Consider the following 16,664-nt stretch of genomic DNA (forward strand, 5'->3'; position numbering starts at 1 on the left):
CATGCGCGCCCATGGCCTGCTCGCGCTGCTGTCCGCCGCCGCCGTGCTCGCCGGCTGTGCCGGCACGCCGCCGGTGACCGGGATCGAGCCGGATCCGGCGCCCGTTGTGCGCACACCGCCGGGCGAGCCGGCGAAGCCGACGCCACCGCCTGCCGCCCGGCGCGGCGGCGGCTACTACCTGGACGACGGCCCGGGCGACAACGCGCCGGACGACGCCACGCTGGCCGCCATTCCCGACGCCGTGCCGCGCGACGAACCACTGCACCGCTTCGCCAACCGGCCCTATTCGGCGCTCGGCATGCAGTTCGTGCCGATGACCGAGGCGAAACCCTTCCGCCAGCGCGGCCGCGCTTCCTGGTACGGCCGCAAGTTCCACGGTCAGAAAACCTCCAGCGGCGAGGTGTACGACATGTACGCGATGACGGCCGCGCACGCGACACTGCCGATTCCGAGCTACGCCCGCGTCACCCACCTGGCCAGCGGCCGCTCGGTCGTCGTGCGGGTGAATGACCGCGGTCCGTTCAAGCCGGGCCGGGTGATCGACCTGTCGTGGACCGCCGCCGCCAAGCTCGGTTACGTGAACGACGGCAGTGCCGAAGTCGAGGTCGAGGCGGTGTTCGCCGAGGGCAGCCCGGGCGATCTGCTGGCGCGTCGCGCCGCCGGCCGGCCGGAAGTGCAGCGCACACCGCCGGTCGAGCGCAGCGCGGCGGGTGACGACGTGATCGCCGCGTTGTCGACCGAAGCCGCGCCGACGACGGCCGACGCCGGTCACTGGCTGCAGTTGGGCGCCTTTGCCGGCCTCGAAAACGCGCAGGCCTTGAGCCGGCGTGTCGTCGACGGGCTGGTCGAACTGGCCGACCGCGTGCGGGTGAACAGCGACGGCAGTCGCCACCGCGTGCAGGCCGGCCCCTTCGCCAGCCGCGAAGCGGCCGAGTCGGCCGCCCGCCTGCTGCGCGACCGGCTGGGTCTGGACGCCTTGCTCATCGCGCGCTGAGCGCGCACACCCGGGTCCACTGCGTCTGCGCCGGCCACTGGCCGCGCGCACTGGCGCGCCCGTCCTTGATCACCACCCAGCCCTGCTGACCGTAGTGCGGCAACGCCCGCCGCGCCGACGTCAGCGCGTCGGCGTCGCGTGCGGCGACCAGCGCCAGTGTGCCGCCGGTCGCGCTGCGCGAAGCCCAGGCCACGACATCGCCGTCGCGCGGGCGGGCCGGCAGGCCGTGCCGCGCCAGCCAGCGGTCGAGGTCAGCGCTGCGACCGATCACCATGCGGGCGCTGCGCCCGGGTGCGACGTCGGCCGCGAGCCGCGGCGGCGGTGCGTCCAGCCAGTCTTCGACCAGCGCGTCGGCCGCCGCGCCGAGGCGTGCGTCACCGCCGTCGAGCACGGTCAGCGCCAGCGTGGCGTCCAGCGTCGCTTCGCGCAGGATGGGCGGTGCCTCGCCGCGGCGCAGCCGGCGCGCGGTGCGGAAGTCCGGGTTGACCGCCAGTTCGGCGCAGCCCGTCAGCGGCAAGGTGAAGGACTGCTGCGGCCGTTCGACCGTCAGCGTTTCGATGCGCAGCGCGCCGCTGTCCGGGGCGCGCAGGTGCAGCGGCAGGGCGGGCAGATAGGGTGGCGCCGGCTGCGCCAGCGTCAGCGCCACGCTGTCGGCGCCCGGCGTGACCGCGTCCAGCCGCGGCTCGGCCAGACCGCGTCCGTCCACCCATTCGGCGAAGAAGCGGCGCAGGTCGCGGCCGGACGCCTGCTCGAAAGCGAGGCGCAGGTCGTTCCAGCCGGCGCGGCGGTGACGGTGGGTGGACCAGAAGGTGCGCAGCGCGCGGTCGAAAGTGGCCGCACCCAGCGTGTCGCGCAGCATCAGGAGCACCAGCGCCGCCTTGTGATAGCCGATGGTCTGCGACGCGTCGTGCGTGCGGCCGCCGAACTCGGCCAGGCTGTCGTGCGCCGCCGGCGCCAGCGCCGACAGGCCGCGCAGCCAGTCCAGGCGCAGCGTGCGCGCCGCGTCGTCGCCCTGTGCCTCGCGCTGGGCGTAGTCGGCGACGAAGGTGGTCAGGCCTTCCGACCAGTTGCCGCTGTCCGGCGCCAGATGCACGCCGTTGCCCCACCAGTTGTGCGCGATCTCGTGCGGCAGCGAGGTGTGGCGGATGAAGGGCAGGCGCAGCACGTCGATGCCGAGGTAGGTCAGGCCGGCCATGCCGAAGCCGGTCGGCGTCGGCGACGAGGCGATGCTGAAGCGGCTGTACGGGTAGTCGCCGAAGCGCGCCTCGAACTGCGTCAGTGCCTGCGCCGCGGCGTCGAGATAGCCCTCGGCTTCGGCCGCCAGTTCCGGGTGGAACAGCGTGGCCAGCGTCAGCGTGCGGCCGTCGCGGGCGCGCAGCGCGCGCGTCGTCTGCTGCCACGGGCCGGCCATCAGATCGGCGCCCTCGCCGTCCTGAGGCGCCTCGAAGCGCTGACTGCGGCGCCCGTCGCGCACCGTGTCCTGCGTCAGGTCGCCCGGCGCCAGCGCGCGTTGCGTGGCGGGCAGGTTGACGGTGAGCGCGTAGCGGTGCAGCAGCGGGCCGGCGCTGTCGTACGGCAGCGGATACCAGGCGCCGCCGGCCGGCAGGAAGCTGCCTGCTTCGCCGATCTGTGGTGCGAAGGCGGTCAGCGTGTCGCGGTGGCGGGCTGCCGTGTCCGGCGCCTCGGCGCGGATCTGCCAGCGCAGTTCGAGCTGGCGTTGGCGCGCGGCGGCGGCAAGGTCGATACGCCATTGCCCACCGTCGCGCGCCGCGGCGAGCGGGCGGCCGTCGAGCTGCATCGACTCGATGCGGTGGGCGCCGTCCATGCGCAGCGCCACTGCTTCGCCGGCCGGCAGCACGATGCGGGCGCTGGCGTCCAGCGTGCCGCCGGCCGGCGCCAGCCGGGCGGTGATCGCATAATGCGGTGCCGCCAGCGCGCTGCCGCAGCAAAGCGCCCAGGCGCCGGCCAGCCGGTGCAGCGCGCGCATCAGCGCCGCGTGTCCTGCACCGTCGGCGGGATGCCGAACACGGCGTCGGCAACGCCGGCGACCAGGTCGCCGCAGTCGGCGTCGCTGTCCCACGGCAGCAGGCTGCCGACGTCGGCCACGCCGAGCGCACGCAACTGGTGTTCGACGCCGTGACCGTGGATGACGTGGCCGCTGCCCATCAGGCCGACCACCAGCGCCTGCGGGTATTCGCGCGCTGCCGCCACCAGCGCCTCGGCCATCGCGCGATCCCACAGCAGCTGGCCCTGCATGAAGCGCACGAACGCCTCGTTCGACGCCGCCTGCGCCTGCGGCATGTGATCGCTCCAGATCTGCTTGAGCCAGTTGCGGTAGTTGTCGGGGGCGTCGGCCGGGTCGCCGACGCCTTCGCGCCGGGCGGGCGGCACGCCGGCAAGACCCCGCTTCGACACCTCGCGCACCACCTGGCGTTCGATGTTCAGCGCGCGCATCGGCAGCCGGTGCTCGCGCGCGAAGCGGAAAATGCCGGCGTAAAGCGACGGCGGCACGCCCCAGGTGCGCGTCCAGCCGGTGCGCTCGAACAGCGCCGTCTCGTCGAGGTCGCCACGCACCCAGGCGTCGAGCACCGGCTGGGCGTTGCGCGGCAGCATTTCCAGGCCGATCACCATCTGCGGGCGCCGCGCGTGCAGTGCGCGCAGCGTGTCGAGCTGCCAGTCATGGTGAGCGGCGACGTCGTGCGTTTCGCCGAGCAGCAGCACGCTCTGTGCGCTGGCGCGGGCGAGCACGCTGCCGGCGTCGAGTTCTCCCTTGCCCGGCGCGATCCAGCGGCCCGGCGGGACGCACTGGGCGGCAAGGGCGGGCTGCAGGAAGGCCACAAGAATGAGGCCGAAGCGGAGCAGGCGTGTCATCGTGGTTGACGAGGGTTAAGGGCTGGGCGGTGGACGTCGCGCCGCGTCCATCGTTCCTTGTGCCGATAGGTCGCGGTGCCGGAAGGACGCTAAGATGCGCCGACCATTCACTGCCGCAGCATATCGTGTCTGCATCTCCGCGCGCCTCGTTGCACCCGCTCCGCTACGTCGCCAGCGCGGCCGCCTGTGCACTGGCGACTCAGGTCGATCCGCTGCTCGGCCTGTCCGACGGCCAGCCGCCGGTGCTGCAGATCGGTCTCGGTGTCGCCTTTGCCGTGGTGCTGCTGTTCGGCTTCGCGCACGCGATACCGGTCATGCTGGTGACGCTGGTGCAGGGTGTGCTGGCCGGGCAAACGCCGCTGGCCGCGACGCTGAATGCGGCACTGACCGGCGTCCTGGTCTGCGTCGGCACGCAGGTGCTGCGCACCTTCCCGCTGCAGCCCTACCCGCGCATGCGCGCCGACCACTACGCCTGGTTCATCGGCGTTGCTCTGCTGCTGGCCATTGCACGTGGCGCCAGCGACGCCTGGACGTCGGGCGCCCCCTTCTATCTGTCGGACTGGACGCTGCACGCGGCCGCCCACTTCGCCGGCACGCTGCTGGTGGTGCAGCTGGTCGCCGGCTGGATCGGCCGCCTGCAGCTGCAGCGGTTGATGGCCGACCTGCGGACCGTGCTGCCTTGGCTGCTGCTGACGCTGGGCGTGACGGCCGCCCTCTTCCTGCGCCTGCTCGATGGTCCCGAGCCCTACATGCTGGTGCTGCCGGCGGTGCTGGTGTGGTCGGCGATCCGCCTCAAGGTGCGCTGGATGAGCCTGCTGCTGGTGCTGATGAACGCGGTCGCGCTGTACGGCACGCAGACCGGGCTGGGTCCGTTCGGCAGCGAGACGCCGCTGCGCGCGCTTCTGCTGCTGCAGGCCTTCGTCATCACGATGTCGATCGCGCCCTACTCGCTGTCGATCACGCTGAACGAGCGCGCCGCCGCGTCGCGCCGCGCGCGTACCCGTGAGGCGCAGCTGCTCGATCTGTTCGACGGCTCGATCCAGGGCATCCTGATCCATCGCCAGTTCCAGCCGCTGTACGCCAACCGGCGCGCGGCCGAACTGCTCGGATTTCAGTCGGTGGCCGACCTGATGGGGCAGCACTCGCTGGCCGACATGGTGGTGGCCGACGACCTGCCGGTCATTTCCAGCGACAGCAACCGCCGCCTGCTGGCGTCCGGCCGCGTGCTGCCGATGCAGCTCGACGTGGTGCGCATCGACGGCCAGCGGCGCACGCTGGATTCGGTCATCCGCCAGGTCAGCTGGGACGGCGCACAGGCCATCCAGGCCACCTTCATCGACGTGACCGACGACCTGCGCGCGCGGCGCGAACAGCGCGACCGGCTGGAACGGCAGGACGGCCAGCTCGCGGCCATCATGCGCCTCAGCGTCGATCAGGCGCTGTCGGCGGGCGACGATGCCGCGCTCGCTACGCTGACCGAAGTGGTCGCCGACGCGCTGTCGGTGAGCCGCGCCGGTGTGTGGCGGCTGGACGTCGACACCGGCCGGCTGCGTTGCCTGGACCTGTACGACCGGCGCCGGATCGACGTCGATCGCGGCCATGTCTCCGGCGCCGTGCTGGCCGCGTCCGCCTTCCCCGACTATTTCGCCGCGTTGCGCAGCGGCCGCACTATCGCGGCCGCCGATGCGCGCCGCGATCCGCAGGTGCACGAATTCACCGGCGGTTACCTCGACGCCGAGGGCGTCAGCGCCATGCTCGACGCGCCGGTCTTTCTCGACGGCCGGTTGGCTGGGGTCGTCTGTCTCGAACATACCGGCGACGTGCGCGAGTGGGCGCACGACGAGCAGCGCTTCGCCGGCGAGGTGGCGACGCTGCTCGGCCGCTTCCTTGTGGCGCGCGAGCGCCACCGGGCGCAGGCGGAGCAGGTGCGCCTGTCAGCCATCCTCGACGCGACGCCGGACTATGTGTCCACCGTCGATACCGACCTGCGCATCACCTATCTGAATCTTGCTGCGCGGCGCACCGTCGGCCTGGCCGGTCCCGCGCTGCCGGAAAACCTGCTGGTCGCCGATCTCTACCCGCCGGACGCCTACCGCCACTACCTCAAGGTCGAACTGCCGGCAGTGATGACGGAGGGCATCTGGGTCGGCGAGACGCGGCTGCGAAAGCACGGTGGCGGCAGCGTGCCGATGTCGGCGGTGCGCGTCGCCCACCGCGACGCCGACGGCGAGGTGCAGTTCATTTCCAGCGTGCTGCGCGACATCAGCGACATCAAGCGCAACGAACAGGCGCTGCGCGTGGCCAACGAAACGCTGGAACAGCGGGTGAGCGAACGCACCGCGGAACTTGCGCAGGCGAACGAGCGACTGAAGGATCTCGACCGGCTGAAATCGATGTTCATTGCTTCGATGTCGCACGAACTGCGCACCCCGCTCAATTCCATCATCGGTTTCACCGGTGTGGTGCTGGCCGGCATGGCGGGCGAACTGAACACGCGCCAGCACGACCAGCTCACCCGGGTCTATGGCTCGGCCAGGCACTTGCTGGCGCTGATCACCGACGTGATCGACATATCGAAGATCGAAGCCGGCTTCATCGACGTGTTCGAGGAGCGCTTCGAGGTCGAGGCGGTGATCGACGAGGCGGTGCAGTCGGTGACGCCGGCCGCGCGCGAGAAGAAGCTGGACATCGAGGTGCGCGTGCCACCGGGCATCCTGGTCCAGGCGGACCGCCGCCGGCTGCTCCAATGCATACTGAATTTCGTGAGCAACGCGGTAAAGTACACGGTCGAAGGAACCATCACTGTGGAGGCGAGCGTGCGTGGCAGCTGGCTCGACATCAGCGTCGAGGATACGGGCATCGGCATGGACGATACCGGGCTCGCCCGTCTTTTCCAGCCCTTCGAACGCATCGATTCCCACCTGCGCGTGAAGACGCCCGGCACCGGGCTCGGTCTCTACCTGACGCGCAAGATCGCCACCGAACTGCTGTCCGGCAGCGTCAACGTGCAGAGCACGCCGGGCGTGGGCAGCCGCTTCACGCTGCACCTGCCGCGCGAGGGCTCGGGCCGTGCGACGGAGGGCAGCCGTCCGTGAAGACCGCGCTGGTGATCGAGGACAACGAGAACAACCTCGAACTGATCACATTCATCCTGCACGCCGGAGGGTACGGTACGCGCTGCGCGATGACCGGGCTGGAGGGGGTTGCCGAGGCGCTGCGCGAGCGCCCCGATTTCATCCTGCTCGACATCCAGCTGCCGGACATCGACGGCATCGAGGTCGCCCGCCGCATCCGCGCGGCCGAGGGCTGGCCGCCGATTCCGATGATCGCCATCACCTCGTTCGCGATGGCCGGTGACCGCGAGCGCGTGCTGGCCGCCGGCTGCAACGGCTACATCGAAAAACCCATCGACCCGCTGCGGGTGATGAAACAGATCGAAGACGTACTGGCCCGAGCCTGATGGACATCCTGATCGCCGAAGACGACGAGAACTCCCGCCTGATGCTCAGCGCCGCGCTGGAATCGCGCGGCCATGCCGTGCGCACCGCGGCCGACGGGCGCGCCGCGCTCGAACTGGCCAAGGCGCAGCCGCCCGACCTCATCGTGTCCGACATCCTGATGCCGGAACTCGATGGCTACGGCCTGTGCCGCGCGGTGCGCGCACACCCGCAGCTGGCCGCCATCCCGTTCGCCTTCTACACCGCCACCTTCACCGACCGCCGCGACGAGGAACTGGCCTACCGGCTGGGCGCCGACCGCTTCCTGGTCAAGCCCTGCGAGATCGGCGCCTTGATCGCCGAGCTGGAGGCGCTGGGCAGCCGTGGCCCGCAGCGGCCGGTGGTCGGCGACGCCGACGCGCTGTACGCCGAGCGACTGCGCGACAAGCTGGACAAGAAGATCAACGAGCTCGAAGCCGAACGCACGCGGCTGCGCGATTTCGCCGAGGCGGCGGCCGACTGGTTCTGGGAAACCGACGCCGAGCGCACCATCGTGTACACGTCGGACGGCGCCTGGCCGCTGCGCGGCCTGTCGCTGAACGCGCTGTTCGCGATGCGCCGGCCCGGCCCGCAGCGGCACGACGACATCGCGCTGCTGACGCAGGAATTCCGTCCCTTCCGCGACATCGTGATCGACTGGCGGCAGCAGGACGGCGGCGTGCGCATCATGGCGCTGTCCGGCCGCCCCTGGCGCGACGCGGCGGGCCAGATCGGCGGCTACCGCGGAAGCGCCCGCGACGTCAGCCGCCAGGTCAAGGCGGAAGAGGATCTGCGCGCGCTCAATCACGAGCTGGACGAGCGCGTGCGCAGCCGCACCTCCAGCCTGAAGGCCGCGTTCGAGGAACTGGAAAGCTTCAGCTACTCCGTGTCGCACGATCTGCGCGGCCCGCTGCGCGCCATTCACGGCTTCGCCAGCGTGCTCGAATCGGAAATGACACGGCCGGACGTGAGCGGCCTGGGCAAGGCGAGTTTCGACGCGCTGTCGCGCATCCTGCGCGCCGCGTTGCGCATGGAGCATCTGGTCAACGACCTGCTCGAACTGTCGCGCGTGACGCGGATGCCGCTGCAGCGCCAGCCGGTCAACCTCAGCGCGCTGGCGCAGGAGATCGCCGACACGCTGCACGCCAGCGACCCGCGGCGCGACTGCGCCATCGTCATCCAGCCCGGCATGCTGGTGGCCGGCGACGTCGGCCTGCTGCGCATCGCACTCGACAACCTGCTGCGCAACGCGTGGAAGTTCTCGTCGCCGGTGCCGCACGGCAGCATCGAGGTCGGCGCCGAAGGTCGCGGTCAGCAGGCGGTGATCTACATACGCGACAACGGCGTCGGCTTCGACATGGCGCACGCCGACAAGCTGTTCAATCCCTTCATCCGGCTGCACCGCGAAGGTGAGTTCGAAGGCACCGGCATCGGCCTGGCGCTGGTCCAGCGCATCATCCGCCGCCACAACGGCCGCGTCTGGGCGCGCGCCGAGCCGGGCAAGGGCGCCACCTTCTGTTTCACGCTGGGCGAGAGCGACGCCGAACTGCCACCGATCGCGGCCTGAGGTTCAGTTTCCGCCGTCGAGCGGCAGCGCCTCGACACCCAGCGCGCGGATGCGCTTGCGCCAGCCGCGGAAGGCCTTTGCGCCCAGCGGCACCACGTGCAGCGACACCGGATAGTCCGCCGCCGCCAACGTCCGCGCCAGCTTGCCGAGCGCTTCTTCGCTGCGCAGCCAGCGCCGTGTCATGTCGAAAGCCAGCACGTAGGCACGCGCCCGCGGGTCGGCGGCGATCGGTCGGCGCAGCAGGAAAACGCGGGCCAGACGATCAGCGTGCGGCAGCACGGCGCGCATGATGTCGGCCTCGACGTCCGGCGGCAGATCGTGCCGACCGAGTTCGCACTTCGGATCCAGCGTGTCCATTTCGCGCTGCACGCCGGCCAGATGTGCCTGCCGTCTTTCCCAGCGTTCACGGTACAGGTCGGCGCGCACCGGGTCGCGCGTGCGCAGCCAGCGCCAGATCGTTTCGCAGCCGGCGAGTATCGCGTCGGCATCGGCCTGCATCACCGCCTCGATGTCGTCGATGCCGCCCGCGTCACCGGCGTCCAGCTTCAGATCGGCGAGCGCGAAGCGGGCCGCGAGGTGGTCCGGCGCCCGCGCGAGCAGCGCCTCGACGGCCGGGCGCCGGTCGACGTCCGGCTCCAGTTCGGCGGTCAGCAGCAGCAGCGTCCATTCATCCTCGACGCTGCGTTCACCGTTTTCACGCAACGCCTGCAACTGCTGCAGACGTTCGGCCAGATAGCTGTTGCGCTCCTGCCAGCGCGTGCGTACGTCGTCGCGCCAGCGGGCGTCGAGTACGCCGGCCAGCCGTGGCAGCGCGTCGCCCAGCCAGCGCTCGGCCGCGGTCGTGCCGATCGCCGGCAGCACCGGCGAGGGCGCTTCTCCGAGTGCGCGCAAACGGTCGTTCAGGCTGGGGTGGGTGTCGCCGTAACCGGTGCTTTCCTGCAGTACCTCGTCGCGGTAGGCGCAGACGCGCGCGTCGTCGAGTGCGGACAGCGCGCGTCGCCATTCGCCGCTGAGCGCGGCCGGCGGCTCGGGCTGCGCACGGGCGAGGCGGTCGATGCCCGGCCAGAAGTCCTGCGCCTCGAAGCGCGCGGCGACGCCCACCCGCTGCAACGCACGGGCGGCCGCGGCGGCACCGACCAGCTCGGCCGACGAGCGGTCGGCCTGATATTCGTTGGCGCGCGCCATCACGAACGAGTAGGCGTTGAACCACGGTGCGTACCAGTCGAACAGCCGGGCGACGAGGCGGCTTCCCCAGTCGTCCCAGGACTGCGCCATCGACTGCATCTGGCCCCAGGCGCCGCGCAGCCGGTAGATGAAGGCGCCGAAGCGGCCGTGGTCGCCGGCCAGGTGACCGTATTCATGGGCGACCACCGCCAGCGCCTCGTCTTCGTCCAGCGTCTGCAGCAGCGGCAGGCCCAGTATCAGGTAGTGCCGGTTCCAGCCGAACAGGCCGAGCCGTGGGTGCTGCACGACTGCGGCATTGAGCTGGTCGACCAGCAGCACGTGATGGAAGGCGGGCCCGTTCATCCGTCGCTGCATGTCGTCCAGCCGCTCGAACAGGCGGGGCGCATCCGTGCGCGCGATCTCCAGGCCCTCCGGTGCCGGGAAGCGCGCCAGCAGCATGCGGAAGGACGTCTTAAGGAGCAGCCACAGCGGCAGCGCGAGCAGGATGAGGGCCTTGCCCAGCTTCAGCGCGATCAGCGCCACCGCGCCACCGCCCTTGAACAGCATCAGTACGACGCCGGCCAGCGCACCGACCATCAGCAGGGCCATGCCGAGCACGACCGCCAGGATGACGAAGCCAAGCAGCGCCACCGCCGCCACGCGCGCGCGATAGCCCGACGGGTTGTGCGCGGCCACCGCTTCGAGGCGGTGGATCAGCTGTTCGAAACGCGATACGTCCATCTGTGCATCCCCGTACCCGGAAAAGGGGATGAAATTAGCATGGACCTGTTTTTCTGCCGTGACCGGCTTCTCAGCGCCGCCCCACCCAGAGCACACCGGCGATCACCAGCACGGTGCCGGCGATCTGCAGCGTCGACACCGGTTCGGCCAGCATCCACCAGGCGAGGAATACGGTGATGACCGGACCGGTGCTGCCGACCAGCGCGGCGGTCTGCGCGCCCATGCGGCGGATCGCCGCCGACTGCAGGAACACCGGCAGCACGGTCGAGAACAGCGCCATCGCCACCGCCAGCCAGAGCACCGGCGCCGGCTGCGCGAGCGCGTCGAGCGGGCGCACGGCGACGAAGTGCAGGCTGACCGCCACCGTTGACACCAGTGTGGCGAGCGCCGAAAAGCGCGTCGCGCCGAGCTTGCGTATCGGCGCCGCGGCACCGGTCAGGTAGATGGCGAAGCTGAGCGAGGAGCCGAACACCAGCGCGCAGCCCAGCGCAATGACGGCCGCTTCGCCGCTCACTTCGATGTCGTGCACCACGGCCAGCGCGATGCCGCCGTAGCAGAGCAGGCTGGCGACGACTTCGCGCCGCGTGATGCGACGGCCGTGCGCCATCCAGCCGATCAGCAGCGTCAGCGTCGGGTAGGTGAACAGCACCAGCCGTTCGAGGCCGGCCGAAATGTAGAGCAGGCCGTAGAAATCCAGCATGCTGGCGCCGTAGTAGCCGAACAGGCCGAGCACGCTGACGGTCGCCCAGTCGCGCGCGCTGAGCGGCGCGCCGCGCCGGGCTTCGCGCCAGGCGACGACGACGAATACCGGTGCGGCCAGCAGCATGCGCAGCGCCACCAGCGTGACTGGATCGACGCCGTGCGGATAGGCGAGCTTGGCCAGGATGGCCTTCAGCGAAAAGCCGGCCGAAGCGATGACCGCGAGCCAGATGCCGAGGCGCGCGTCGGTGGCCGGTGCAGACATCGCTATTTCCGTCGTCCGCCGAGGATGGAACCGAGCACGCCACGGACGATTTCGCGACCGACCGAACTTGCGATGGTGCGCGCCACCGTCTTGGCGGCGGTCTGGGCCAGACCGTCACGCTGGCCGCCGCGCGGGCCGGTTGAACCGAACACCAGATCCTGCAGCCCGCCGAGCAGGCCGCCGCCCGAGCCGGCCGGCGCTTCGGGCACCGGCTTGCCGGTGGCGGCCGGGTTGGCATTCACGGCCGCTGCGAGCATTTCGTAGGCCGACTCGCGGTCCAGCGTCTGTTCGTAGCGGCCGCGCATCGGCGAGTGCTGGATCATCGCGCTGCGCTCCTCGGCGGTCAGCGGGCCGAGGCGCGACGCGGGCGGCAGCACGAAGGCGCGCTCGACCATCGACGGCCGGCCCTTCTCGTCGAGGAAGGAAATGAGCGCTTCGCCGGTGCCCAGCTCCATGATGGCCTGTTCGGCGTCGAACTTCGGGTTCTGCCGCATGGTCTGGGCGGCGGTCTTGACCGCCTTCTGGTCGCGCGGCGTGAACGCGCGCAGCGCGTGCTGCACCCGGTTGCCGAGCTGGGCCAGCACCGAATCCGGTACGTCGAGCGGGTTCTGCGTCACGAAATAGACGCCGACGCCCTTCGAGCGGATCAGCCGCACCACCTGTTCGATCTTCTCCAGCAGCGCCGGCGGCGCCTCGTTGAACAGCAGGTGGGCTTCGTCGAAGAAGAACACCAGCTTGGGTTTGTCCATGTCGCCCACTTCCGGCAGCTGTTCGAACAGTTCGGCCAGCAGCCACAGCAGGAAGGTCGAGTAGAGCTTGGGCGAGTTGTACAGGCGGTCGGCGGCCAGGATGTTGATGGTGCCGCGGCCGTGTTCGTCGAAGGTCATCAGGTCGGCAATGTCCAGCATCGGTTCGCCGAAGAAGCGGTCGGCGCCCTGTTCCTCCAGCTGCAGCAGGCCGCGCTGGATGGCGCCGATCGACGCGGTGGAAATGTTGCCGTACTGGGTCTTGAACTGTGCCGCGTTGTCGCCGACATGCTGTACCAGCGCGCGCAGGTCCTTCATGTCGAGCAGCAGCAGGCCGTGGTCGTCGGCCACCTTGAACACGATGGTGAGCACGCCGGCCTGCGTTTCGTTCAGGCCGAGCAGGCGGGCGAGCAGCAGCGGACCCATGTCGCTGACGGTGGCGCGTATCGGGTGGCCGGATTCGCCGAACACATCCCAGAAGCAGACCGGGCTCGGGTAGGGCACGAAATCGGTGATGCCCAGCATGTCGAGGCGCTGCTGCAGCTTCGGGCTGACCGTGCCCGCCGCAGCCATGCCCGACAGGTCGCCCTTCACGTCGGCCATGAACACCGGTGTGCCGATGTAGGAGAAGCGTTCGGCCAGCGACTGCAGCGTGACGGTCTTGCCGGTGCCGGTGGCGCCGGTGATGAGCCCGTGGCGGTTGGCCATATTGGGCAGCAGGGCGAGCGAGAGGTCGCCGGCGCGGGCGACATGGAGCGGTTCGGCCATGGCTTCTGTCCTCGGAGGGGATGGCGCGATGCTACCAGCGCGGCGCTCAAACCGAGCGTGAGCGCGCCCTATGACGCGAAGCGGTACTGCGACTTGCCGGCGCGCTTGGCTTCGTACATTGCGTCGTCGGCACGGCGCATCAATGCGTCCGGTGCGTCGGTCCGGGCGTCGGTGTAGGCGATGCCGACACTGGCGCCGATCTGCACCAGCTGGTTGCCGCCGGCGTCTATCGGCCGCGCCAGTGCGCTGACGATCTTGGCGGCGATGAAGCGCGCGGTGTCCGGGCTTTCCAGCGCGCACAGCACGACGACGAATTCGTCGCCGCCCAGCCGCGCGACCAGATCGGTGCGCCGCACGACCGCTTCGAGTTGTCGCGCGACCCAGCTGAGCACGCGGTCGCCGGCTTCGTGGCCCTGCGTGTCATTCACCTGCTTGAAGCCGTCGAGATCGACCAGCATCAGCGCCAGACCGCTGCCGTGCAGGTTTTCCAGAGCGCTGCTGAGGCGATGCTCGATGCCGCGCCGGTTCAGCAGGCCGGTCAGCGGGTCGCGCTCGGCCATCGCCAGCGCGCTTGCCTCGGCGCGCTTGCGTTCGGTCACGTCGTTGGCGATGCCCTGCAGCAGGCCGTCGGGCAGCGGGTTGAGCACGACGTGCAGCCAGAGCACGCCGGATTCGCCATACTGCACGCCGAAATCGGCCGAGGTCGGGCGCTGGTCGCTCAAAGCGCGCACCATCAGCGTATCGAGCCGCGACGAGGCGTCGCCGAGCAGGGTGCCCAGCGCATAGCTGCGATCGCTGCCCTCGCGTGCCGGCAGGCGCAGCTTTGCCGCCAGCCAGGGGTTCCAGTCGTGCAGGCGACCGGCGTTATCGACGGTGAAGATGCCGGTCTCCGCGCTTTCGAAGATGAGCCTGAACTTGCGCTCGGACGCCTCGAGCTGTGCCCGCGTATCGCGCTCGGCGGCGAGCAGGCCGTCCATCCGGGTGATCAGCGTATTGATGTCGCCAGCCAGCCGGCCGATCTCGTCGCCGGCGTGGCCGTTGGGTACCGGAACGTGCTTGCCGGCGCCGATTTCGAGGTGATGCAGATCATCCGACAGCTTCTTCACCGGGCGCGTGAACACGTTCAGCACCACCCAGGCCACCGACGCCACGACGAACACCAGTTCGATCAGCAGGATGAGGGCGATGAAGCCCGAATAGGATCCAGCGTCCTGCGCAATCTTCGAACTGGCCGGCCACACCCTGAGCTCACCGACCTGCTGCTCCGGCGAGAACGGTGATGTGAGCGGTCGGGAAAGCACCGGCAGCCGCAGAACACCGGTGTCCTTGTCGGCTTCGCCGACCGAAGCGAGCACGTGATCACCTTCGGTGATGACGACGCGGGAGACGGCATCGTTGAGCAGCAGGCCCTGGGCCACCTCGTTCGCCAGCTGCTCGTCGCGCGCAAAGGCGGCGACGCTGGCGGTGCGCTCGACGGTGGCCATCAATTCCGCCAGATGCTGCTGCATCCGCTCCCGCTCTTCCCGGCCGACCATTACAGTGCTGGCCAGCGCGACCAGAACGCCGACCAGCCCGCCGAAGAACAGCATCAGCATGGTGGTGCGCCAGACCACGCTGGTCTGCGTCCGGCGCGGCGATGGCGTCGCGTCAGGCGTGCCGGGCGGGCGGGAAGCCGGTTCAGTACTCAAGGAGCAGCACCACCCGGACGCGCTTGTCCACCCGCGCGGCATCGACGTAGCCGATCGCGCCGCGCTCGGCCGCGACGCGTCGCAGCACCGACTCGGCGTCGTCGATCTGCTCCGGCGGCTGGGTCCGTCCGGAGAATTTCAGGCGCGCCCAGTAGGCGCTGATCTCGTTCATTTCGCGATTGACCAGTGCGCGGTAGAAGTCCGCGCGCAACGATTTCGTATCCAGTACGACGGCCGGCGTGCCGGACGGCAGGTGCTTGATGCGACCGAGGAACAGATGGCTTGCTTCCTCCCTGCTCAGGCTGTCCACCCCGCTCGAGGGGTGCACGATGACCGCCAGCGTTTCCGCACGCGCCCATCCGCTCACGAACGCAAGAACGAGCGTGAGCAGGGTTCGTCGGGTGAACAAGTGCATCAGCGGCATCAGAAAACGAAATCCAGCACGACGGTGAACAGCGTCAGACTGGCATCGCGGACCGGCAGGCCGCTGGGGGTGATCAGTATCGACGACGACGAGGCATTGATCTTTTCAATTTGTACCTTCAAGGCGTAATCGGTGGCGAAGTCATAACGCACACCGGCGCCGAAAGTGCGCTGATTCATCGTCAGCCGGTTGACGACGCGGTCATAGACGACCTGCAGCGCAGCTGCCGGCGCTGGCAGCGTCAGCGCACTGTCGTCCGGCTCGAAGGAAATGCGTCCCCAGGTCAGATAGGGCTTCCACGCGCCGATGCGGTAGCCGGCGACCACGCTCGAACCCCAGCCGGAATAGCGCGGAAACTGCGAGAAGGTTTCCCGCGCAAGAATGCCCTGCAGCGACCACGGGCCGTTTTCGTAGCGTGCGCTGAGACCGGCGAAGGTGATGTGGTGCGAAGTCTGGATCTGCGATGCTCGCAACTGCGCCTGCGCCAGCGGTACCGATGCCAGCGCGTCGCGCAGTTCGACCAGCGAACGGTCGCCGCGCGCGTGGATGTCGGCCCAGGCCGCCTTCAGCGTCAGCGTGTCGTTCGCCCATTCGATCGTCGCGCCCACGGTGGTCGCATCGTCCTGCGTCACTCGCTGGCCATACAGGTAGAAGTCGCCCCGCGATTGACCGCCATACACCTTGACGCTGCCCAGCCCGTCGCCGATCGGCGTGCGCAGCGTGAGGTCGGCGCCATCGAAGCGGTCCTGCGTCACCACGCCGTACACTTCGGTCGGCGGTCGCGCCGCGGTGTAGGCGTAGCCGACGTGGCGCGAGTCGCCTTCGAGGTAGATGTCGGCGCCGAGCCGGCCGGCGCGCAGTTCCAGCCAGTCGGTCGGCGCGTAGCGCACGAGGCCCCAGCTCAGCATGGGCGCCCAGTTGCCTTCGCTGTTCAGGCGACTGACCGCCTGTATCGTCGTTGACCAGCGCGGATTGAAGTTGGCGCTCGCCTGCAGCCCGATGCGGGTGTCGAGGCGGAAGCCGAGCTTGTCGCCCTCGATGCCGCCCGCCTGCTCCAGGTCACGCCGATAGACGACGTCCTCCTGGCTGTGATATCCGGCGCCCAGCGTTCCGAAGCCGCCGAAGTGCCACAACGGCTCGGTGGCCGGGTCGTCCGCCAGGGCGACGCTGCTGGCGCCGATGGCCAGCAGAGCGATCAGAAGTCTTGTACTTGTCACGATTGCATTCACCCGCCGGCCACGGGGGCCGGAAAATTCCCATT

Annotated in this window: 12 protein-coding genes; 4 read left to right on the top strand and 8 right to left on the bottom strand. The window is 69.9% G+C overall.

What is annotated here, in order from left to right; translation table 11 throughout:
* Nucleotide 1 precedes the first annotated feature (1 nt).
* Nucleotides 2–994 (top strand): septal ring lytic transglycosylase RlpA family protein, encoded by a 993-nt coding sequence (locus ACQ66H_RS00630; protein ID WP_430432378.1) that lies wholly within the window; start codon nt 2–4, stop codon nt 992–994.
* Here ACQ66H_RS00630 and ACQ66H_RS00635 read toward each other — a convergent pair.
* The gene (locus ACQ66H_RS00635; RefSeq protein ID WP_430432379.1) at nt 981–2,981 is read right to left on the bottom strand and encodes a M1 family metallopeptidase; all 2,001 of its coding nucleotides are present in this window, start codon (nt 2,979–2,981) and stop codon (nt 981–983) included. The two genes, ACQ66H_RS00630 and ACQ66H_RS00635, sit on opposite strands and share 14 nt — an antisense overlap.
* Entirely contained in the window at nt 2,981–3,865 is an 885-nt protein-coding gene (locus ACQ66H_RS00640) for a ChaN family lipoprotein (protein ID WP_430432380.1), read from the bottom strand. The genes ACQ66H_RS00635 and ACQ66H_RS00640 overlap by 1 nt, the downstream gene beginning before the upstream one ends.
* Nucleotides 3,866–3,990: 125 nt before the next feature.
* Between ACQ66H_RS00640 and ACQ66H_RS00645 the strand changes: the two genes are divergently transcribed.
* Genes ACQ66H_RS00645 through ACQ66H_RS00655 form a run of 3 tightly spaced genes read left to right on the top strand, consistent with a single transcriptional unit; the run spans nt 3,991 to nt 8,908 of the window.
* Complete coding sequence (locus tag ACQ66H_RS00645; protein ID WP_430432381.1) at nt 3,991–6,960, top strand: ATP-binding protein; 2,970 nt, start codon at nt 3,991–3,993, stop codon at nt 6,958–6,960.
* Nucleotides 6,957–7,325: a response regulator gene (locus ACQ66H_RS00650; protein WP_020162885.1), complete on the top strand. Its 369-nt coding sequence runs from the start codon at nt 6,957–6,959 to the stop codon at nt 7,323–7,325. Before ACQ66H_RS00645 ends, ACQ66H_RS00650 begins: the two co-directional genes overlap by 4 nt.
* A complete protein-coding gene (locus ACQ66H_RS00655) occupies nt 7,325–8,908 on the top strand; it encodes a sensor histidine kinase (protein WP_430432382.1) in 1,584 nt (527 codons plus the stop codon). The genes ACQ66H_RS00650 and ACQ66H_RS00655 overlap by 1 nt, the downstream gene beginning before the upstream one ends.
* 3 nt (nt 8,909–8,911) lie before the next feature.
* Here ACQ66H_RS00655 and ACQ66H_RS00660 read toward each other — a convergent pair whose 3' ends face one another.
* From ACQ66H_RS00660 to ACQ66H_RS00685, 6 genes are all read right to left on the bottom strand, one after another.
* On the bottom strand, nt 8,912–10,813 hold the full coding sequence (locus tag ACQ66H_RS00660; protein WP_430432383.1) for a M48 family metallopeptidase: 1,902 nt from the start codon (nt 10,811–10,813) through the stop codon (nt 8,912–8,914).
* A 70-nt stretch (nt 10,814–10,883) separates the two neighbouring features.
* Nucleotides 10,884–11,777 (bottom strand): DMT family transporter, encoded by an 894-nt coding sequence (locus ACQ66H_RS00665; protein ID WP_430432384.1) that lies wholly within the window; start codon nt 11,775–11,777, stop codon nt 10,884–10,886.
* 2 nt (nt 11,778–11,779) lie between these two features.
* The gene (locus ACQ66H_RS00670) at nt 11,780–13,291 is read right to left on the bottom strand and encodes a helicase HerA-like C-terminal domain-containing protein (protein ID WP_430432385.1); all 1,512 of its coding nucleotides are present in this window, start codon (nt 13,289–13,291) and stop codon (nt 11,780–11,782) included.
* A gap of 68 nt (nt 13,292–13,359) precedes the next feature.
* Entirely contained in the window at nt 13,360–14,979 is a 1,620-nt protein-coding gene (locus ACQ66H_RS00675; protein WP_430432386.1) for a diguanylate cyclase domain-containing protein, read from the bottom strand.
* Nucleotides 14,969–15,403 (bottom strand): hypothetical protein, encoded by a 435-nt coding sequence (locus tag ACQ66H_RS00680; RefSeq protein WP_430432387.1) that lies wholly within the window; start codon nt 15,401–15,403, stop codon nt 14,969–14,971. Before ACQ66H_RS00680 ends, ACQ66H_RS00675 begins: the two co-directional genes overlap by 11 nt.
* Nucleotides 15,403–16,620 carry a signal protein gene (locus tag ACQ66H_RS00685; protein ID WP_430432388.1) on the bottom strand — a complete coding sequence of 406 codons (1,218 nt, stop codon included), beginning with the start codon at nt 16,618–16,620 and terminating at the stop codon, nt 15,403–15,405. Before ACQ66H_RS00685 ends, ACQ66H_RS00680 begins: the two co-directional genes overlap by 1 nt.
* Nucleotides 16,621–16,664 lie beyond the last annotated feature (44 nt).

It is taken from the genome of Methyloversatilis sp. (genome assembly GCF_965284615.1).
In the GTDB taxonomy this organism is placed as follows: domain Bacteria; phylum Pseudomonadota; class Gammaproteobacteria; order Burkholderiales; family Rhodocyclaceae; genus Methyloversatilis.